The sequence below is a fragment of the Pasteurella oralis genome, from assembly GCF_002850605.1.
Taxonomy (GTDB): domain Bacteria; phylum Pseudomonadota; class Gammaproteobacteria; order Enterobacterales; family Pasteurellaceae; genus Pasteurella; species Pasteurella oralis.
This window is the reverse complement of sequence record NZ_NXGB01000003.1, coordinates 31,989-51,580: the sequence shown is the minus strand read 5'-3', so window position 1 is coordinate 51,580 and position 19,592 is coordinate 31,989. Positions and strand designations below refer to the sequence as shown.

The 19,592-nt window shown below is 37.9% G+C and carries 20 protein-coding genes; 7 read left to right on the top strand and 13 right to left on the bottom strand.

Annotated features, from left to right (window positions below; genetic code table 11):
* Positions 1 to 23 precede the first annotated feature (23 nt).
* The 3 genes from C0975_RS04545 (at position 24) to C0975_RS04535 (ending at position 3,255) form a co-directional block, all read left to right on the top strand.
* A complete protein-coding gene (locus C0975_RS04545; RefSeq protein WP_101775214.1) occupies positions 24 to 248 on the top strand; it encodes a YejL family protein in 225 nt (74 codons plus the stop codon).
* 5 nt (positions 249 to 253) lie between these two features.
* On the top strand, positions 254 to 1,993 hold the full coding sequence (locus C0975_RS04540; RefSeq protein WP_101775213.1) for a DUF3413 domain-containing protein: 1,740 nt from the start codon (positions 254 to 256) through the stop codon (positions 1,991 to 1,993).
* Positions 1,994 to 2,265: 272 nt separating this feature from the next.
* Positions 2,266 to 3,255: an amidohydrolase family protein gene (locus tag C0975_RS04535; protein ID WP_101775212.1), complete on the top strand. Its 990-nt coding sequence runs from the start codon at positions 2,266 to 2,268 to the stop codon at positions 3,253 to 3,255.
* Positions 3,256 to 3,645: 390 nt separating this feature from the next.
* On the opposite strand, the gene yjjG is transcribed toward C0975_RS04535, so the two are convergent.
* From yjjG to rph, 6 genes are all read right to left on the bottom strand, one after another.
* Positions 3,646 to 4,317: a pyrimidine 5'-nucleotidase gene (gene yjjG / locus C0975_RS04530; RefSeq protein ID WP_101775211.1), complete on the bottom strand. Its 672-nt coding sequence runs from the start codon at positions 4,315 to 4,317 to the stop codon at positions 3,646 to 3,648.
* Positions 4,314 to 5,255, bottom strand: a complete 942-nt coding sequence (dusC, locus tag C0975_RS04525; RefSeq protein ID WP_101775210.1) for a tRNA dihydrouridine(16) synthase DusC — start codon at positions 5,253 to 5,255, stop codon at positions 4,314 to 4,316. The genes yjjG and dusC overlap by 4 nt, the downstream gene beginning before the upstream one ends.
* Positions 5,246 to 5,863 carry a DUF2238 domain-containing protein gene (locus C0975_RS04520; protein ID WP_101775209.1) on the bottom strand — a complete coding sequence of 206 codons (618 nt, stop codon included), beginning with the start codon at positions 5,861 to 5,863 and terminating at the stop codon, positions 5,246 to 5,248. The genes dusC and C0975_RS04520 overlap by 10 nt, the downstream gene beginning before the upstream one ends.
* Positions 5,863 to 6,726 (bottom strand): co-chaperone DjlA, encoded by an 864-nt coding sequence (djlA, locus tag C0975_RS04515; RefSeq protein WP_101775208.1) that lies wholly within the window; start codon positions 6,724 to 6,726, stop codon positions 5,863 to 5,865. Before djlA ends, C0975_RS04520 begins: the two co-directional genes overlap by 1 nt.
* 92 nt (positions 6,727 to 6,818) lie before the next feature.
* Positions 6,819 to 7,463 carry an orotate phosphoribosyltransferase gene (pyrE, locus tag C0975_RS04510; protein ID WP_101775207.1) on the bottom strand — a complete coding sequence of 215 codons (645 nt, stop codon included), beginning with the start codon at positions 7,461 to 7,463 and terminating at the stop codon, positions 6,819 to 6,821.
* A 13-nt stretch (positions 7,464 to 7,476) separates the two neighbouring features.
* Positions 7,477 to 8,193, bottom strand: coding sequence for a ribonuclease PH (gene rph / locus C0975_RS04505; RefSeq protein WP_101775206.1), 717 nt, complete (start codon positions 8,191 to 8,193; stop codon positions 7,477 to 7,479).
* 138 nt (positions 8,194 to 8,331) lie between these two features.
* Here rph and C0975_RS04500 point away from each other — a divergent pair, with 138 nt between their 5' ends.
* Both C0975_RS04500 and ygfZ read left to right on the top strand, forming a co-directional pair.
* Entirely contained in the window at positions 8,332 to 9,195 is an 864-nt protein-coding gene (locus C0975_RS04500) for a YicC/YloC family endoribonuclease (protein WP_101775205.1), read from the top strand.
* Positions 9,196 to 9,206: 11 nt separating this feature from the next.
* Positions 9,207 to 10,091 (top strand): CAF17-like 4Fe-4S cluster assembly/insertion protein YgfZ, encoded by an 885-nt coding sequence (ygfZ, locus tag C0975_RS04495; protein WP_101775204.1) that lies wholly within the window; start codon positions 9,207 to 9,209, stop codon positions 10,089 to 10,091.
* Positions 10,092 to 10,158: 67 nt separating this feature from the next.
* Here ygfZ and brnQ read toward each other — a convergent pair whose 3' ends face one another.
* A complete protein-coding gene (gene brnQ / locus C0975_RS04490) occupies positions 10,159 to 11,472 on the bottom strand; it encodes a branched-chain amino acid transport system II carrier protein (protein ID WP_101775203.1) in 1,314 nt (437 codons plus the stop codon).
* A gap of 307 nt (positions 11,473 to 11,779) precedes the next feature.
* Between brnQ and pyrG the strand changes: the two genes are divergently transcribed.
* Together pyrG and eno are read left to right on the top strand one after the other, a co-directional pair.
* Entirely contained in the window at positions 11,780 to 13,408 is a 1,629-nt protein-coding gene (gene pyrG / locus C0975_RS04485) for a glutamine hydrolyzing CTP synthase (RefSeq protein ID WP_101775202.1), read from the top strand.
* 514 nt (positions 13,409 to 13,922) lie between these two features.
* Positions 13,923 to 15,224: a phosphopyruvate hydratase gene (gene eno, locus C0975_RS04480; RefSeq protein WP_101775201.1), complete on the top strand. Its 1,302-nt coding sequence runs from the start codon at positions 13,923 to 13,925 to the stop codon at positions 15,222 to 15,224.
* A 182-nt stretch (positions 15,225 to 15,406) separates the two neighbouring features.
* Here the strand turns inward: eno and C0975_RS04475 are convergent, their stop codons facing one another.
* The 6 genes from C0975_RS04475 to rsmE all read right to left on the bottom strand — a co-directional run bounded on the left by C0975_RS04475 (position 15,407) and on the right by rsmE (position 19,432).
* Positions 15,407 to 15,949: an RICIN domain-containing protein gene (locus C0975_RS04475; RefSeq protein ID WP_101775200.1), complete on the bottom strand. Its 543-nt coding sequence runs from the start codon at positions 15,947 to 15,949 to the stop codon at positions 15,407 to 15,409.
* Positions 15,950 to 15,959: 10 nt separating this feature from the next.
* Entirely contained in the window at positions 15,960 to 16,802 is an 843-nt protein-coding gene (locus C0975_RS04470; protein ID WP_101775199.1) for a cytolethal distending toxin subunit B family protein, read from the bottom strand.
* Positions 16,803 to 16,816: 14 nt separating this feature from the next.
* A complete protein-coding gene (locus tag C0975_RS04465) occupies positions 16,817 to 17,563 on the bottom strand; it encodes a cytolethal distending toxin subunit A/C (RefSeq protein ID WP_101775198.1) in 747 nt (248 codons plus the stop codon).
* A gap of 139 nt (positions 17,564 to 17,702) precedes the next feature.
* A complete protein-coding gene (gene ruvX, locus C0975_RS04460) occupies positions 17,703 to 18,128 on the bottom strand; it encodes a Holliday junction resolvase RuvX (RefSeq protein ID WP_101775197.1) in 426 nt (141 codons plus the stop codon).
* Positions 18,128 to 18,685: a YqgE/AlgH family protein gene (locus tag C0975_RS04455; protein WP_101775196.1), complete on the bottom strand. Its 558-nt coding sequence runs from the start codon at positions 18,683 to 18,685 to the stop codon at positions 18,128 to 18,130. Before C0975_RS04455 ends, ruvX begins: the two co-directional genes overlap by 1 nt.
* Before the next feature lie 12 nt (positions 18,686 to 18,697).
* Positions 18,698 to 19,432 carry a 16S rRNA (uracil(1498)-N(3))-methyltransferase gene (gene rsmE / locus C0975_RS04450; protein WP_101775195.1) on the bottom strand — a complete coding sequence of 245 codons (735 nt, stop codon included), beginning with the start codon at positions 19,430 to 19,432 and terminating at the stop codon, positions 18,698 to 18,700.
* Between the last annotated feature and the right edge of the window lie 160 nt (positions 19,433 to 19,592).

The window sequence follows — 19,592 nt, the reverse complement described above, 5'->3', positions numbered from 1 at the left end:
TTATTTCGTAATGCAAAATTAGAATGGCAAAAAATTCAAAATATCAAGATAAACAAGTAGATGCGATTTTAAATGACATGATCGCCGTTTTAGAAAAACATCAAGCACCTGTCGATTTATCACTCGTTGTTCTCGGTAATATGGTCACTAATTTATTAGTCAGCAGTGTTGGTACCAATCAACGCACAGCATTAGCCAAAGCCTTTTCAAATGCTCTATTACATTCAATTAGCGACAAAAAATCGTAAATATAATGTGGATTAAAGTAAGCAAACAATATCGCGAAGAAACCTCACGAAAAATTTCATGGGGTCATTGGTTTGCTTTTTTTAATATCTTATGGGCAATCGCCATCGGCACACGTTATGCCTTTATTATCGATTGGCCAGATACATTATTAGGTAAATTGTATTTTTTCATTAGCATTTTAGGTCATTTTAGTTTTGTCGTTTTTGCGCTTTATTTGCTGATTATTTTTCCACTGAGTTTTATCATCAAAAATCAGCGAACTTTCCGCGGTATTACTGTGCTCCTGACCACAATTGGGGCGACACTACTATTGGTGGATACGGAAGTATTCTCCCGTTTTAATCTGCACTTATCTACCGTTGTGTGGAATTTATTAGTCAACCCAGATAACGGTGAACTATCACGTACATGGCAAATTTTCTTTGTCCCAATGCCGATTATTTTACTAGTTCAAATGGTTTTCTCGCGCTGGTCTTGGCAGAAATTACGTAGTTTAGAACGTCAAAAATGGCTTAAAGTAGTCGGTGTTTTCTTTGTCTGTACCTTTATCGCTACCCACTTAATTTATGCTTGGGCCGATGCGTTTATTTATCGTCCGATAACCATGCAGCGCTCTAACTTTCCACTCTCTTACCCAATGACCGCACGTTCATTCTTAGAGAAACATGGTTTCTTAAATAAAGAAGAATACGACCAAATTATTGAACAACAAGGTCGATTAGATGCACTAAAAGTAAACTATCCAAAACAAAAACTGAATTTTATTGCAAGCCAAACGCCAAATATGGTCTTAATTACCATTTCCGGTTTACGCTATGACGCTATCACTGAAGCAAAAATGCCTCATTTGGCTCAGTTTGCAACAAATTCAACTCAATTTACTAATCATTATAGTAGCGGTAATAGTAATAACACTGGGCTTACTGGCTTATTTTATGGTTTAAGCGCTAATTATATGGATAGCCTACTCAGTAATAAAACAGCTTCAGTCTTAGTTGAAAAATTAAAACAGGAAAACTATCAATTAGGTTTATTCTCTAGTACACAGTTTAATTCAACATTATTCCGTCAAGTCTTATTCCCGACTCTCAGCCGTTCAACACGCAAAACTAACAATCAATCAGAAACTACGTTGTTTAAAACTTGGCTACAAACAGCAAAAACACAAAATAAGCCTTTTGCTGCCTACTTAAGTCTCGATATTCGTCCAAATTTGTCACCTGAAGACTATATGCTGGAATTAGCCGAAATCGATCGTTTATTAAGCGCAATATTACCCGATATCGACTTAACCAATACTTTTGTTGCGATTACAGCTGAACACGGCTATCAATTTAATGATTTAAATAAAAAAGAACGTAATCATTATTTTGCACGTGATGAAATCCAAGTACCAATGATCATTCATTGGCACACCTTACCCGTACAACAAATAACTAAGTTAACTAGCCACATGGATTTACTGCCCGCAGTAATGAAACATATTTTTCATGCGCAAAATCCAATTTCAGACTATTCACAAGGCCGAGATTTGTTTAATTTAAACCAAGATGTAGGCTGGATTTTAGTATCTAACTATCGTTGGAATGTGATTGTTGCAGCTGATGGCACACAATACCATATTGATAAACAAGGAAATTATCAAAAATACAATCGTGATTACCAAAAAGAATCTTCTCAACGCCCACCGTTAGGATTATTCCTTGAGGTATTCAATCAAGATCGCTCGTTCATTGAAAAATAATCGAAAACTGGCTATGACCAATAGTCAAAACCAATTATATTTTTCAGGTTCAACACTTTATACTAGCGAGCAATTTTTTAGGATTTAGACATAATGTTATTAATTAAAAATCAGAGAATTTTTCATAACATTGCTAGTTATTCCATCAATCGCCTTAACGTATTGATTCCATTTCTATTTTTGATTAATCAGAAATCCTCAGCTATTGGGGATTTTTTTTATCTCTACGATCCCTAACTTATCTCTCACCTTTATGCCTTCACGGAGCTATTATGAAAAACCACGTTCGTAGTTTTAAAACTTATATTAGAGATGAAATCATTAAAAAAGGGGGGTGGGTAAATGCACATGCACACGCAGATCGTGCCTTCACGATGACTCCAGAAAAAATTGGAATTTATCACACCAGTAATTTGCAACAAAAATGGGATTTAGTTGATGAAGTCAAACGTACATCCAGTGTAGATGACTATTATGCTCGTTTTTGCCAATCTATTGAATTAATGATCTCACAAGGTGTCACCGCCTTTGGTACTTTTGTTGATATCGATCCTATCTGCGAAGACCGTGCGATTATTGCTGCACACAAGGCACGTGAAGTATATAAACACGACATTACATTAAAATTTGCCAACCAAACACTAAAAGGTGTAATTGAACCAACCGCAAGACAATGGTTTGACATTGGTGCGGAAATGGTTGATATGATAGGCGGCTTACCTTATCGTGATGAATTAGATTATGGACGAGGCTTAGAAGCAATGGATATTTTATTAGATACAGCCAAATCTCGCGGTATCATGTGTCATGTCCATGTAGATCAATTCAACTCTCCTAAAGAAAAAGAAACAGAACAACTTTGTGACAAAACAATTGAACACGGTATGGAAGGACGCGTCGTTGCAATTCATGGCATTTCTATTGGCGCACATTCGAAAGATTACCGCTACCGTTTATATGAAAAAATGCGTCAAGCACAAATGATGATGATTGCGTGCCCAATGGCATGGATCGATAGTAATCGTAAAGAAGATTTAATGCCATTTCATAATGCATTAACGCCAGCAGATGAAATGATTCCAGAAGGGATTACTGTTGCAATCGGTACCGATAATATCTGTGATTATATGGTGCCATTATGCGAAGGCGATATGTGGCAAGAACTGAGCTTACTAGCCGCAGGGTGTCGCTTTCCTGATTTAGAAGCCATGGTAAATATTGCTAGTATCAATGGACGTAAAGTACTTGGTCTAGATGTGTAATTAAGCAATAATGAAAGGCTAAAGGAGCAATCCACAGATTATAACAGCTCTCATTGTAGCAATGTATTTCAGCAGCACTCAAAAAGCAAACCAATTAATCAGACATTTTCATTATCAAGGCGGACACAAGACCCGCCTCTCAATTTCCATGCTCTTGTAATGTTTACCAACCATTTGGCAGAAGATAGCTATTCGTCACCAAAACCTTCAGAAAACAGACCGCACTTTTAGTGTGATAATTAAGCTCATACAAACACATTCATACAGAGTATCTCGCCAGCACGCTAAATTGTACGTAGCACCGCTCTTTGAGAAGCATCACTTTTATTTCAAAACTTTCTAAAAATCGACCGCTCTTTTACTCACTTTCTTACAGCACAATGCCTTTTACTAGGCTAAAACAATCTCCAATAGCTCATCAAAACGACCAATACTGTAAGTCGGTATAACATTTGTCGCATTTTCGCGATTATAATGTAACCAACACGTATCCAACTGTGCGTTATGTCCACCTAAAATATCAGAATCCAGATTGTCGCCAACCATCAAAACGTGGCTGCGATCCGTGACATTTGCTAGCTCTAAACTATGTTCAAAAATACGCGAATCAGGCTTTGCGATTCCCACTTCTTCTGAAATAGTAATAAACTGAAACCAATCGGCTAACCCAGTCTTCTCTAAACGTAAACGTTGCAAGGTTGTAAATCCATTAGTAATGATGCCTAAATTGGTATGCTCTTTTAATACTGCTAAAGTTTCTACTACATGTTCAAGTGGCTTACAAATATCTGCCATCGCAATTAAATAATGATCATTTAATTCCACTGGCTTTTTATTTAAACGAGTAGCCCAACTGGCAAAACGCGTCACTTGCAATTGTTCTGCGGTAATTTCTGCATTTTGATACTGTACCCAAAGCGGTTTATTGACTCGCTGGAATTCATCAAAATCTGTTTGTTGGAAATCAACACCATAATCAGCAAATAATTTTTGCAAACCAGCAAATGCATCGAAAGAAAATAACGTTTCATCTGCATCAAAAAAAAGCCATTGGTATTTCATTTAATCATTGCTCCATCTATTTTTATTCTTAGTTCTTGTCCATCATGGCAAGTTTTAATTAATTCAAATAGCGCATGTGCTTCAGGGTATTCTTTTTTTAAATAACCTAGCCACTGCTTAATTCGTGCAACATGATAAAATCCAGTATCAAACTGATTTTCAGTATGCGCATATTGCTGCAATATTTGTTGTACTTGCGCCCATGCCATTTTAGGTTGATTGTATTTCACGACGAAACTCAAATTAGGAATACTAAGTGCGCCGCGCCCAATCATTAAATCATTACAACCCGTTATCGCTAAACAATTTTGTCCATCTTGCCAATTCCAAATCTCACCATTAGCAATTACAGGAATGTGCAGTTTTTGTCGAATTTCATTAATCTTCGCCCAATTGATTCGATCTGCACGATAACCATCTGCTTTAGTTCTGCCATGAATAGTCATTTCTGTTGCGCCACCTTGCTGCACAGCGTCCGCAATAGCAAAGGCTTGTTCAATACTATCCCAACCTAAACGCACTTTAACACTAACGGGTAAATGTGCTGGCACCGCTCGGCGCAATGCTTTTGTGGCTTGATAAATCAATTCCGGTTGCTTTAATAATGAAGCTCCGCCCTGACTACCATTCACTGTTTTTGAAGGACATCCACAATTCAAATCAATCCCCTGAGATCCTAATTCAATGGCACGTTGTGCATTTTCCGCGAGCCATTGTGGATGTTGCCCCAGTAACTGAACTCGCACTGGCGTACCCGATTGAGTCAATCCTTGTTGATATAATTCAGGACAGAGACGATAAAACACTTTAGGTGGTAAAAGCTGATCAACCACACGTACAAATTCAGAAATGCACAAATCATAGTGGTTTACTTCACTCAGAAGTTGGCGCACAAAAGGATCAAGTACGCCTTGCATTGGCGCTAAAATTACACGCATTGTTTGTCAGTTCTCACTAAATAAAACAACACTAACGCCGTAATAGCACCTAACATGTCAGCCAAAATATCTTTTTGCGCGTCCCAGCTATCGCCTTGCGAACCCAAAAATGCCGCGCCGGCTTCACCACCAGCAATCACAGCATACTGCCACTCAATTAATTCATAGCTTGCCGCAACGCTCATAATAAAAAACAAAGAAAAAAAGCCAGCAAGCGCTGGACTACATAATTTACGGCGTAATAGCCACTCAGCCATTGGAAAGCTATAAAATCCAATCGCGTAATGAGCAACACGATCAAAATGATTACGTTCCTCTCCTAACCAAGCTGATAAGAGGCGATTACCCCAATCAAATGGCACATGTTCAAAAGTATAATGGGCACCAATTAAATGTAAGATCATCCAAAGACTCATTAGGCAATAAGCAAGATGACTAAATTGAAAAATGCGGTAAGTCACTACAAGTAGTCCTAAAATTAACAATATTGGTAAAACTTCAGCATACCATACCGCTCTTGAGAAAGGTTCAATGCTTGACCATACCAAAATCAGCACAATGATCATTGCAAGCAAAAGTGGAAAACGATCTTTTGCTGGCAATAACATTATTTCCAACCTTTTGTTTTACAAATTAAATCATACGCGGCTTGAATTTGCTGAGTTTTTTCTTTAGCCATTTCTAACATTTCTTTTGGTAACCCTTTTGCCACTAACTTATCTGGGTGATTTTCATTCATTAAACGGCGATATGCACGTTTAACTGTTTGTTGATCATCTGTGGCAGCCACACCCAGTACTTGATAAGCATCTTCTACTGTTGGACCAGAATGTGATTGGTAACCACCATAATTTTGCTGACTATGTTGTTGATAGCTATAACCATTTTGGTAACCTTGCTGTTGGTAGCCTCTGCGAGTAAATTGACGCGCAGCAAATTCCATTGCCAACATTTGCTCAAACTGAAAACGAGATAAACCAAGTTCTTCTGCAACAACATACAAAACGTCTTTCTCGCTTTGCTCTAATTGCGCATCAGCAAACGCCGCCTGTACTTGTACATGTAAAAACATTCTCAACAAATCTGCGCGTTGCCCACAACCGAGTCGAAATTCGCGAATCACTTGACGCAAAGGGAAATCAGTCCCTTTACCACGCGTAAAAGCCTCTTGAGCTAAACGGCGATTAGTCTCATCTAATTGCATTTGCTGCATTAAATGCGTTGCTAATTGAATATCATTTTCTGTCACTCGCCCTTTTGCTTTACTTAAATGTCCTAGCACGGCAAAAGTCGTTTGCATGAAAAGCGACTGACGAGTAATTTTACTTTTAAAAAAGCTCGAATTTACCGTACCAAGCTCATACAATTTTTTATCACCCAAATGACCTAAAATCACGCCACAGATTGCGCCGAAAAAGCCACCAAACTTCCAACCGATAATCAGTCCTAAAAATTTACCAATAAAACTCATTCTTTTTCTCCAAAATAGACAAAAGTGCGGTCTGTTTTACTAAAATATTGCATAATGCTTAAAATTTTCTTAAAACAGACCGCACTTTTCGCTTATTTCACCCCATATTGTTCCCGATAAGCACGCATAGCGGGTAAATATTGTTGATACTGTGCTTCTTGTTCAATGAAGCTAATCAAATCATCAAAATCAACAATTGACAATACTTGGCATTGATAATCACGCTCAACCTCTTGAATCGCAGATAACTCGCCTTGACCTTTTTCTTTGCGGTTTAAAGCGATAAGTACCGCGCTTAATTGCGCATTATTTGCAGCAATTAATGCCATTGACTCGCGAATGGCTGTACCCGCAGTAATCACATCATCAACTAATAACACGTTACCCTGTAAAGCTGCACCAATTAAATGACCGCCTTCGCCATGATCTTTAACTTCTTTACGATTAAAACAAACGGGCTTATCAACCTGAAATTGATTAAATAGCGCAACAGATAACGTAGTTGCAATGGGAATGCCTTTATAGGCGGGACCAAAAATCACATCATAATCCAACCCATTGGCTTGAATCGCTTTGGCATAAAATTCACCTAAACGCGCTAAATCAGCGCCCGTATTAAATAAACCCGCATTAAAAAAATATGGGCTAATACGACCTGATTTCAATGTGAACTCTCCAAATTTCAATACGTGACGACTTAACGCAAATTGAATAAATTCTAATTTATAAGCTTCCACTCTCAAGTCCCTTTTATTCTGCTAGCGCTTGGCGCTGGGCAGCAAAAATCACATCACAACCTTGTTTCGCTAATCCAAGTAACGTTAAGAGTTCCTCATGGCTAAATGGTTCACCTTCTGCCGTCCCCTGTACCTCAATCATTCTGCCATCTTCCATCATGACGACATTCATATCCGTTTCCGCAGTTGAATCTTCAACATATTCCAAGTCACATACAGCTTCTCCTTCAACAATACCGACGGAAATTGCCGCCACTAACCCTTTGAGCGGGTTAGTTTTTAATGCACCATTTGCAACTAATGTATTAATCGCATCACATAAAGCAACACAAGCGCCTGTAATCGAAGCCGTACGCGTACCACCATCTGCTTGGATTACATCACAATCTAAGGTAATCGAGCGCTCACCTAACGCTGCTAAATCCACCATCGCGCGTAATGAACGTGCAATTAAACGCTGGATTTCCATAGTTCGTCCACCTTGTTTGCCTTTTGCTGCTTCACGTTGCATGCGACTATGAGTTGAGCGTGGTAACATGCCATATTCTGCGGTTACCCAGCCTTGATTCTGTCCTTTCAAAAAACGCGGAACAGACTCCTCAACCGTTGCGGTACATAATACTTTTGTATCACCAAATTCGACAAGCACCGAACCCTCAGCGTGTTTTGTGTAGTGACGAGTAATTTTAATTGGGCGGGGCTGATTATTTGCACGTGCATTTGGGCGCATAAGATATTCCTTTTTATTCGCTATTCTGATAAAAAATTCGCGCTATTTTAGCATACAAACAAACTGACAGAAACGAAATTTACAAGTACAATAGCCAAGTTTAACAGTTCATCTTTTCGTAACACTTAAGGAATTCACATGATTTATAGTATGACCGCCTTCGCCCGTCTTGAAATAAAACAAGAGTGGGGCGATGCCATATGGGAAATTCGTTCGGTAAACCAACGTTATTTGGAAACTTTTTTTCGTTTACCTGAACAATTTCGTGGTCTTGAAAATACGTTACGTGAAAAACTGCGTCAAAAGCTCACACGTGGTAAAATTGAATGTACACTGCGGATTGATAATAAAAAACAAACTGCAACTGAACTCAATTTAAACAAAGCCTTAGCACAACAAGTTATCCAATCATTACAATGGATTAAACAACAAGCAGGTGAAGGCGAAATTAATTTAAATGATGTGTTACGCTATCCAGGGGTCGTAGAAGCACCAGAGCAAGATCTGGATCTTATTAGTCAGCAATTGTTAAGCGGCTTTGACGCTTTATTAACTGACTTTATTGCAATGCGAGCGAGAGAAGGTGAAAAAGTACAAGCGTTAATTGAACAACGCTTGACCGCTATTTCTATTGAAGCGGATAAAGTGCGGTCAAAAATGCCAGACATTTTACAATGGCAACGCGATCGTTTACTACAACGCTTTGAAGAAATTAATTTACAGGCTGATCCTCAACGACTGGAACAAGAAATGGTTTTAGTGGCACAACGCGTAGATGTAGCAGAAGAGCTAGATCGCTTACAACTACACGTGAAAGAAACACAAACTATTTTACAAAAAGGCGGTGCAATTGGTCGTAAATTAGACTTTATGATGCAAGAGTTAAACCGTGAATCCAATACCCTTGCGTCAAAATCAATTAATACTGAAGTGACAAATTCTGCGGTAGAATTAAAAGTGTTAATTGAACAAATGCGTGAACAAATTCAAAACTTAGAGTAAGGAAAAAGGATATGACTTATTCATTATTAACTCAAATGCAAGATACTATTGCTTGCGATTTACAACAATACACTTTAATTGAAATAAAAGGTGAAGATGCGGAAAAATTCTTACAGGGTCAATTAACTTGTGATGTGAGCCAACTTGCTGAAGGGGATTCAACACTAGCAGCTCATTGTGATCCGAAAGGCAAAGTCACTTCATTATTCCGTTTAATTCGTACGGAAGCACAACATTTCTGTCTTTTAATCAAAAAACAACTGTTACTAACTACATTAGAACAGCTCAAAAAATATGCTGTCTTTTCAAAAGTGACTTTCACTGAACTGAATTGGCATATTATTGGTTTAGCTGGTCAACAGCTCATCAATGCGTGTGATGAAATTCAAGCTCAAATCCGCATCCATCTAAACAGCCAACAGCCTCGCCTATTACTGCTTCACCCAACCTCGTTAGATATCACAACTAACGCAACACATTCTGTATGGGACCTGTTAGATATTCAAGATGGTATTCCAATGTTAAGCACAGTAACACAAGGCGAATTTATTCCCCAAGCCTTAAATCTACAATGCTTAGAAAATACGATTTCCTTCCAAAAAGGTTGCTATATTGGGCAAGAAATTGTCGCACGTGCCAAATATCGTGGTGCAAATAAACGAGCGATGTTCACTTTTGTTGGCAATAGCCAAGACACGCCTGAATTAAATAGTGAAATTGAAATGCAATTAGACACTCACTGGCGTAAAACTGGTGCAATTATCAATGCAGTCAATTTCGAAGGCATGTTATGGTTACAAGTCGTTATGAATAATCAGGTGGAAGCGGGAACAAAATTCAGACTCACCGAACAGACCGATTTAGCTTTGTTAACATTACCTTACGAACTCGCATAATTCATAATTCAATTTTACCTAATTAAAAAGCAGACTATTTGTCTGCCTTTTATTTAGAAACAGGAAATTATTTCGCAGTTGCTTTGCGTAATGCTTGATTCGATTTCACTTTTGCAATAATCAAACCAGCTATACAACCTAAGATAGCGAATGGTAACCACTCCATCGAATAAGCTTTAAGCGGTAAATTGGCGACTAGCGTTGATCCCATAACAGAAAGAATCGAAATAATTGTCACAAGAACAATTGAAACACCTTTAGCTAATCTTGGTAGTGGCATGACTAAATTGACTAATAAAAGCAACATAGCAGTCATTGAAATTGGGTAAAGTACCAGTAAGACAGGAACAGATTTACTAATCACCGCATTCAAACCTTGATTTGCTAAACCAAAGCCAATTAACGTGAATAAAATCGCATAGTTACGATAAGAAACTTTTGGGAAAATACTATTAAAATAAGATGATGTCGCAACAACCAGACCAATCGCCGTCGTTAAACAAGCAAGCGTAACGATTAAGCCAAGCAGGCTTCGACCTAGCGCGCCAAAAGATTGCGTTGTCGCTTCATTTAAAATAAACACACCTAAGTTTTGACCTTTGGCGGATACTTCAGCAAGCATGCCTGTACTTAATGGCATATTATTACCAATCCAACCAATCGCAATATAAATAAAGGCAAGCGCAATAGCGGCAACAATACTTGCCAGTGTAGCCTGCTTAATAAAACTACTATTTTTATCACTTTTCGCACGAATAGCATTCATTACAACAACAGAGAAAGCAAAAGAAGCTAATACATCCATTGTTTGATAGCCTTCAATAAAGCCCGTTACCAATGGGTTGCTCATACCTGCTGCGGTATTCACATATTCACCGCCCATTAAAATAGTCGCCATGCGAACCACTAAAGCCATAATCGCCACTAAAAGTACAGGTGTTAAAATAGCACCAATGCGATCCACCATTTTAGTTGGATTCAAACTCACCCATAACGTGATACCAAAATAAACGAGAGTGAAAACGAACAATGCTATTTGATCCATTTCACCAATAAATGGAATCACTGCCATATCAAATGCCGTTGCGGCAGTACGTGGAATAGCAAAGAAAGGACCGATAGTTAAATAAATTGCACCGAGTAAGAGAATTGACATCCATGGATGAATATCTTCTAATGCTTTTTTATATCCGCCTTCATAACGCGTTGCAACTAAAATACCTAATAGTGGCAATCCCACTCCAGTTGTAACAAAACCAAGAATAGCAGGCCAAAAACCCAGACCACTTTCAAACCCTAACTTGGGCGGAAAAATTAAATTTCCTGCACCAAAAAAAATGGCAAATAACATAAAGCCAACTACAAAGGTGTTTTTGTTCATATAAAACCTCAAAAGTAAAAAGAAATAAAATTTTTTTAATCTATACAGAATATAAAAATGTGACATTGTACTATAAAAAATCGACAGCACCTACAACAGCGTGCTAAAAAATGTACAATATTTAGACGTGTTACAATAACTACCTACCCGAATACATAGGTATAAATAGCATTTCTGTCTGATGTTAAAGCGACTTTAGCAGAAAACACCGTACAATGATTGAGTTAATTAACCCTTTGCTGTAAACTACTCTCCCGTCTTTGATTATTCATTCAATCTATTTTTCATCTCAACAGTTAGGTTTCATATGGCTACAAATTATATTTTTGTAACGGGTGGTGTTGTATCTTCCCTAGGTAAAGGTATTGCAGCAGCGTCATTAGCAGCAATCTTAGAAGCTCGTGGTTTAAATGTAACCATGTTAAAACTTGATCCTTATATTAATGTGGATCCAGGTACAATGAGCCCAACTCAGCATGGTGAAGTTTTCGTTACCCAAGACGGCGCAGAAACCGATTTAGATTTAGGTCATTACGAACGCTTTATTCGTACTAAAATGACCAAACGTAATAACTTTACGACAGGAAAAATCTATTCTGAAGTACTACGTAAAGAACGTCGTGGTGATTATTTAGGCGCTACAATCCAAGTCATTCCACATATTACTAATGAGATTAAATCTCGTGTTATTGATGGTGCAGCGGGTCATGATGTTGCGATTGTTGAAGTCGGGGGAACTGTTGGCGATATCGAATCATTACCATTTTTAGAAGCGTTACGTCAATTAGCGGTTCAAGTAGGTCGTGAGCGGACTTTATTTATGCACTTAACATTAGTGCCATATATTCCAACTGCGGGTGAAGTGAAAACCAAACCGACCCAACACTCAGTTAAAGAATTATTATCTATTGGTATTCAGCCAGATGTTCTGGTTTGCCGCTCAGATCGTATGATCCCACCAAATGAACGTGCCAAAATTGCTTTGTTCTGTAATGTGCCAGAAAGAGCCGTAATTTCATTAAAAGATGTCAGTTCAATCTATCAAATTCCAGCATTACTAAAATCACAAGGTTTAGATGATTTCATTTGCCAACGTTTCCATTTAGATTGTCCAGAAGCTGATCTTTCAGAATGGGAACAAGTGTTATATCAAGAAGCCAATCCAACAGGTGATGTGACTATTGGGATGGTCGGTAAATATACTGAATTGCCCGATGCATACAAATCAGTCAATGAAGCATTAAAACATGCAGGTCTCAAAAATCGTTTAAACGTGAATATCAAATATATTGATTCACAAGATGTAGAAACTAAAGGTACCGAAGTGTTGGAAGGTGTGGATGGTATTTTAGTGCCTGGCGGTTTTGGTAATCGTGGCATAGAAGGCAAAATTCTTACAGCAAAATATGCACGCGAAAATAATGTACCTTATTTAGGTATTTGCTTAGGTATGCAAGTCGCTTACATTGAATACGCACGTAATGTTGCAGGTTTAACTCATGCAAATTCAACTGAATTCGACCGCACTTGCGACTATCCCGTTGTCGGTTTAATTACAGAATGGCAAGATGCGGAAGGTAATATTGAAACGCGTTCTGATAGATCTGATTTAGGAGGCACTATGCGTTTAGGCGCCCAACAATGCCATCTAATCGAAGGAAGCAAAGCTTATCAGCTTTATGGTGCAGAAACCATTGAAGAACGCCATCGCCATCGTTACGAAGTAAACAATGTATTACGCCCGCAAGTTGAACAAGCAGGTTTGAAAGTAACAGGTTTATCTGCAGATAAAAAATTAGTGGAAATCATTGAAGTACCAAACCATCCTTGGTTTGTTGCTTGCCAATTCCATCCTGAATTTACATCTACACCTCGCGATGGTCATCCATTATTTGCTGGTTTTGTCAAAGCAGCTAAAGAAAATCAAAAAAAATAAATACGATAAAGTAAGCGTCACAACATTGTGGCGCTTATTACTCATCGCTTAATTCCGTTTGGATCACGCTCTATCTCCCCTCATTCACATTATAATCTGTGTACCTTTTGCTATTTTCTCACTGCGTAAATCCAGAGCATAGTCAATCAGTGAATTCCTCTTAACAACTTATTCATCTCTTTCTATTTCATTTACATATACTAAATCTGTGACCACATTCTTCTACGATTGTAACAAACTAAGTGCGGTCGATTTTTACTTAATTTTGCAGTGCTGTTTAGTAATCAATACGTTACGAAAGCTATGTAGATAAAACGTAAAATTAGGTTATTGTCTATGCTAGAAGGCGGCTTAAATAAAGGCTGTAAACTAAATTTTGTAATGACTTTTTCCCCGCTTAAAAAACTAGATATAAATCAATTAATCAGCATTTTTCACAAGACAAACGAAATGAATTATTTTAAGATACGACACATTCGTTATAGTTTACTTTCAATTTAAGAGGAAAATAAAAATGGCAAAAATCGTTAAAGTGATCGGCCGTGAAATCATCGACTCACGTGGTAACCCAACTGTTGAAGCAGAAGTACATTTAGAAGGTGGCTTCGTCGGTTTAGCTGCAGCACCTTCAGGTGCATCAACAGGTTCACGTGAAGCATTAGAATTACGTGATGGTGACAAAGCACGTTTCTTAGGTAAAGGTGTATTGAAAGCGGTTGAAGCAGTAAACGGTCCTATCGCTCAAGCATTAATTGGTAAAGATGCGGCGAATCAAGCTGAAATCGACCAAATCATGATCGATTTAGATGGTACTGAAAATAAATCTAAATTTGGTGCAAATGCGATCTTAGCTGTTTCTTTAGCCAACGCAAAAGCAGCGGCAGCAGCGAAAGGTATGCCATTATTCGCTTGGATTGCTGAACTTAATGGTACACCAGGCCAATACTCTATGCCGTTACCAATGATGAACATCATTAATGGTGGTGAGCACGCAGATAACAACGTTGATATCCAAGAGTTCATGATTCAACCAGTAGGTGCAAAAACATTAAAAGAAGCCCTACGTATCGGTGCAGAAGTTTTCCATAATCTTGCTAAAGTATTAAAAGGTAAAGGCTTAAGTACAGCTGTTGGTGATGAAGGTGGTTTCGCGCCTAATTTAGAATCAAACGCAGCTGCACTTGCTTGTATTAAAGAAGCTGTTGAAAAAGCGGGTTATGTTTTAGGTAAAGATGTCACTCTCGCGATGGACTGTGCATCATCTGAGTTCTATAACAAAGAAAATGGTATGTATGAAATGAAAGGTGAAGGTAAATCATTCACTTCACAAGAATTCACACATTATTTAGAAGAGTTATGCAAAGAATATCCAATCGTATCTATCGAAGATGGTCAAGATGAATCAGACTGGGAAGGTTTTGCATACCAAACTAAAGTTTTAGGTGACAAAGTTCAATTAGTTGGTGATGACTTATTCGTTACTAACACCAAAATTTTAAAAGAAGGTATCGAAAAAGGTATCGCGAATTCTATCTTAATTAAATTTAACCAAATTGGTTCATTAACTGAAACATTAGCTGCAATCAAAATGGCAAAAGATGCTGGTTACACTGCGGTAATATCACACCGTTCTGGTGAAACTGAAGATGCAACTATCGCAGATTTAGCAGTAGGTACTGCGGCGGGTCAAATCAAAACAGGTTCAATGAGCCGTTCAGATCGTATCGCAAAATACAACCAATTAATCCGTATTGAAGAAGCATTAGGTGATAAAGCACCTTTCTTAGGATTAAAAGCCGTTAAAGGTCAAGCATAATTTATTGCTGATAAAACGATAAAAAATAACACCGCACTTTTTAGTGCGGTGTTTTTTTGCTTATTCATGCCACATTCCATGTGTTATTGTATCCAAATTTTAAAATGAGATAAGCAAAAGCCTAGTCACTCATTTCTTACTTATATCAACATGTGTTTTAAAACAGAAATAAAGTGTTTGTACTATTTTTTAGCAGGTGGTACCAAAATTTTACTTGGTCCAAAAGGTGGTAGAATCCCCCATTGATATGCCAAAGAAAATGTCTTACCACTTACAGTATGTCCACAAGGTTCAAGATTTAAATCATTGAAACCATGGCTTGTTAAACAAAAGCCTAATAACACATCTTTAATAATAAAAGAACCTGTATCTGTTGGAATCAAACTAAATACTGTATGATTTGTATCTGTGCAATTACTCACTCCTTGGAAGGCAAAGCATTTTGATGCACCTACTACTTTAAATTGTATTAAGGTGCCACCATCGCGGTTCTCTTCATATTCTGGTCCCTTATATTCCACTAGCTCCCAATGTTTATTTAAAGGGCTATGAGTACCATAGTGATCATTTCGAATTGGCTCACCAGTAAATAAACTACGTAAGCTAACACGTGGTGGAGGCGATAATTCAACATCAGGATAAGTTGTTGGATCTGGGTTTGATTCTGCATAACTTGGCAACGCTAATATCAAATTCAATAAGAAGCTCAATAAATATTTGTTCATTATATTCCCCTTAACGATCACGTACAAAACTAACAGGAAAATGATCAGAAGTAATTTGTGAGCGTAGCTGATTTAACATTAAACTCGCACCAATACGCTCACGCGCTTGCTCTCTACGTGGTAAATTTGCGTCATGCAAAATCGCATAATCTAAAATACTACCAGAACGATGAGTCGGTTCTGTTGGAGCAATAATAACTGTATTTTCACTTACAGAAGGTTCCTGTCTTAATGCGGCTTCTAGATTAACAGGGGCACGATTAAAGTCACCAACAACCATCCAGCTATACCCTCGCCTCTCTGGCATTTGATTAAAAGTAGTAAAGATATTACGGATCAAGCTTACCGCATCAGAACCACCTGTTGCTAAAGCATGCACTGTAAAAAATACATCTGTACCAATACGAATACCTATGGCGGGACGCGATTGAAGCACTGAGGAGTCAGAATGTATCACAAAAGCCTCATCCGCTTGGCGGCGTGACACAATAGCCAAATTGACTCGGTTTGCACCAACATCTAAACGAGAATAATAAATATAAACCGTATTTGGACGAGAACGAGTACCTAAATTCCAAGTATATTCGTCAATTGGTGTTCCGCCATGTTGAATCACTCGTGCAGTTCTTAGCGCAGTGCTCGGCAAAGAGCCTGCTTCCTGTACCATTAAAATATCTGCACCTTGTTCGCCCGATAATAACTGACGAACATTAATATTCCATTTACTTTCATTTGCGGCAGAAGAGCCTTGTAAATTCCAAGTTGCTACTTTGAAATCACTTAAATTAGCATAACTTGAAAAGCTAAATAACACAGCACAGAAAACTATACTTAATTGCTTTATCCATTGCATATTAACTCCTTAGTTTAATTAACCGCCATAGCTTTTAATAGAGGAGGAGCGAGATACCATGTTTGATCACGTAATGGTTCGGTTGCTCCATCACAAGTTGATAATGTAATCGTTGAATAATCTGTTGTACTCACTGGGTTATAAGTCACACAACGTCCCTGTGACACACTTTTAATGACAAAAGCGCCACTATCTGTTGGTAATAATTCAAACTCTTGCGCTAATCTATTTAAATTACAAGTATCATGAATCAACCCATTACCATAAGCTTCAATACAAGTACCTAAAGATTGGTTAACGAAACGAAAATGCTCACGATGTTTACTATGTTCCATTTTCCAATTACGAATTGTGCCAAAATTCTGAGAATCTATATTGGCATAAGCCCATAACCAATTACGTTTTGCCAATGCCCAAACCGTCAGTACGGTGCCATTCTGCCCCATCAAAGTCATAAAATTTGATGAGTCAGATGAAAGGACTGGCTCATTAACACCTTTAACACTAGGTGTTGGAGTCGTTAACCCGCTCAATAATACAGGTTCAGGTATTTTTTCTTTTTGCTGCTCATCTGAGTTAGATGAAGAAAGCAAATTAAATGGCGTTGAAGGCGCTTTTGATAATAGGGGTTGAAATTGTGTTGTTGAGGATTTAGTCGCTAAATCAGTTTGAGACTCAGGCTGAGAACAGTCACATATCCGTTGATTTGATGAACAAGCAACTAAACCTAACAATAAAAGACTAGGTAAAAACCTTTTCATTGTATCTCCTTAGATTTATCCTTAAATTTAAAGGGGCGCAAATTCTATACGTTTTTTTGATAAAATCAACTCAAATTAGATAAAATAAATACAAAGGGGAAGGATTTAAGAAAAGGTACGATGAGTTATAGATTAGATTTTATTCGATGCCGCTATGCTGCGCAAACCAACTTTCTAAAATGAGGCAAGCTGAGATGCCATCGACTTTACTTTTGTCTAATGCACGATAACCACCACGCGTAAAAATCTCTGCACGAGCCTGTGCTGTCGTCAAACGTTCATCTTGTAATTCAACTCTAATACCAAAACGTCCGTGCAAACGATTAGCAAACTTTCTTGCTCTTACACTAAGTTCTTGCTCTGAACCATCCATATTTAAAGGTAAACCAACTACAATGATATCGGGCTTCCACTCGGTTAAACATTTCTCAATTTGCTGCCAATTAGGAATACCATCTTGCGCTTTGAATGCAGCCAATGCTCGAGCCGTGCCAGTAATGCTTTGCCCTACTGCACAGCCAATGCTTTTTGTACCAAAATCAAATGCCAGTGCGGTAATTCCCATTAGCAATGCCCTGCTTGATATGCCAAATTATGATGTTGAATACCTAACAATAAATTGGCTTCTAACCAACGATCTTCGTAAGATACATCAAATAAAATACGATCATTAGCAGGTACAACTAACCAATCATTATTAGCAATTTCTCCTTCTAATTGACGTGGTGTCCAACTTGCACAACCTAAAGCAACTAAATATTTTTCAGGTTCATTTGGCGTACCGAACGTATCAATAATATCGGCAGAAGTTGTTAGGAATAAATGATCGGTCACTTTGTAACTGTGTTTGAAATCTCGAGTAGTTTTAGTATGTAGAATAAAACCACGCTCAATATTGACAGGTCCCCCAGCTAACACTAAATCATCACCATAAGTGCGGTCAGTTTTCATCATAAAATTCATCTTGGCACAAAGTTCTGCAATACTCAGATCTGTGGGTTGGTTGAGAACTAACCCCATTGTGCCTTGATCATTATGCTCACAAATGTAAACTACAGAGCGAGAAAAATATTCATCTTCCATTTGTGGCATTGCAATTAAAAAATGATCTTGTAATTCCATCATATCTCTCTTTTAACCTAAATCACCGAAACAAGTTTGCAAAGCAGTAATTGCTGCTAGTGCGGCTGTCTCAGTACGTAATACGCGTTTTCCTAATAACACTTCAGTAAAACCTTGCTGCTCTGTTTGTGCAATCTCTTGCGCAGATAACCCACCTTCAGAGCCAATCAATAAACGTACTCCTTCCGCTGGAATTTCAGGTAGGGTACGAATTGAATATTGGGCTCTTGGATGTAAATTCAACTTTAAACTCCCATCTTTTTCTGCACACCAGTCTTGCAACTTCATCATTGGACGAATTTCAGGCACAATATTGCGCCCACATTGTTCACAAGCAGCAATTGCAATCTTCTGCCATTGGTGGATTTTTTTATCCATACGTTCTGCATCTAACTTTACACCACAACGTTCAGACCACAATGGCGTAATTACATTCACACCTAATTCGACGGATTTTTGAATAGTAAATTCCATCCGTTCGCCACGTGAAATCACTTGTCCTAAGTGAATTTTAAGGTGGCTTTCACGATCATCTAATTGCTGGCTTAAGATTTCAACTTCTACTGCTTTTTTACTTGATTGCGTAATAACTGCTGTATAAATATAGTTCGTACCATCAAACAACTCCAATTGTTGACCTGCTTGCATACGTAGCACACGCCCAACATGATTCGCGGCTTCTTCACTTAACGCACAATATTTCACTGCTTGCAATAAAGTAGAGTGATAAATTCTTGGTATTCTCATAATGTTAATTAACCGTGTTATTTTGCTAAATATCATATCAGAAAAGCTCATTTTCAGTGAATTAAATCATCATTCATCCTCTCAAAAATTATTAACTTATATTTGAAAATATTTCAATAAAATAAGACTTTATCAAAAATAAGGAAAATATATAATAGCC

What these genes read in the sequence shown, in the direction of transcription:
- C0975_RS04475 (WP_101775200.1), bottom strand. Translation starts at nt 15,949, where the DNA reads ATGAACAAATATTTATTGAGCTTCTTATTGAATTTGATATTAGCGTTG.
- ygfZ (WP_101775204.1), top strand. Translation starts at nt 9,207, where the DNA reads ATGACTTATTCATTATTAACTCAAATGCAAGATACTATTGCTTGCGAT.
- djlA (WP_101775208.1), bottom strand. Translation starts at nt 6,726, where the DNA reads ATGAGTTTTATTGGTAAATTTTTAGGACTGATTATCGGTTGGAAGTTT.
- rsmE (WP_101775195.1), bottom strand. Translation starts at nt 19,432, where the DNA reads ATGAGAATACCAAGAATTTATCACTCTACTTTATTGCAAGCAGTGAAA.
- C0975_RS04520 (WP_101775209.1), bottom strand. Translation starts at nt 5,863, where the DNA reads ATGTTATTGCCAGCAAAAGATCGTTTTCCACTTTTGCTTGCAATGATC.
- C0975_RS04545 (WP_101775214.1), top strand. Translation starts at nt 24, where the DNA reads ATGGCAAAAAATTCAAAATATCAAGATAAACAAGTAGATGCGATTTTA.
- C0975_RS04455 (WP_101775196.1), bottom strand. Translation starts at nt 18,685, where the DNA reads ATGGAATTACAAGATCATTTTTTAATTGCAATGCCACAAATGGAAGAT.
- C0975_RS04470 (WP_101775199.1), bottom strand. Translation starts at nt 16,802, where the DNA reads ATGCAATGGATAAAGCAATTAAGTATAGTTTTCTGTGCTGTGTTATTT.
- C0975_RS04535 (WP_101775212.1), top strand. Translation starts at nt 2,266, where the DNA reads ATGAAAAACCACGTTCGTAGTTTTAAAACTTATATTAGAGATGAAATC.
- yjjG (WP_101775211.1), bottom strand. Translation starts at nt 4,317, where the DNA reads ATGAAATACCAATGGCTTTTTTTTGATGCAGATGAAACGTTATTTTCT.
- pyrG (WP_101775202.1), top strand. Translation starts at nt 11,780, where the DNA reads ATGGCTACAAATTATATTTTTGTAACGGGTGGTGTTGTATCTTCCCTA.
- C0975_RS04540 (WP_101775213.1), top strand. Translation starts at nt 254, where the DNA reads ATGTGGATTAAAGTAAGCAAACAATATCGCGAAGAAACCTCACGAAAA.
- brnQ (WP_101775203.1), bottom strand. Translation starts at nt 11,472, where the DNA reads ATGAACAAAAACACCTTTGTAGTTGGCTTTATGTTATTTGCCATTTTT.
- eno (WP_101775201.1), top strand. Translation starts at nt 13,923, where the DNA reads ATGGCAAAAATCGTTAAAGTGATCGGCCGTGAAATCATCGACTCACGT.
- dusC (WP_101775210.1), bottom strand. Translation starts at nt 5,255, where the DNA reads ATGCGTGTAATTTTAGCGCCAATGCAAGGCGTACTTGATCCTTTTGTG.
- C0975_RS04500 (WP_101775205.1), top strand. Translation starts at nt 8,332, where the DNA reads ATGATTTATAGTATGACCGCCTTCGCCCGTCTTGAAATAAAACAAGAG.
- ruvX (WP_101775197.1), bottom strand. Translation starts at nt 18,128, where the DNA reads ATGGGAATTACCGCACTGGCATTTGATTTTGGTACAAAAAGCATTGGC.
- C0975_RS04465 (WP_101775198.1), bottom strand. Translation starts at nt 17,563, where the DNA reads ATGAAAAGGTTTTTACCTAGTCTTTTATTGTTAGGTTTAGTTGCTTGT.
- rph (WP_101775206.1), bottom strand. Translation starts at nt 8,193, where the DNA reads ATGCGCCCAAATGCACGTGCAAATAATCAGCCCCGCCCAATTAAAATT.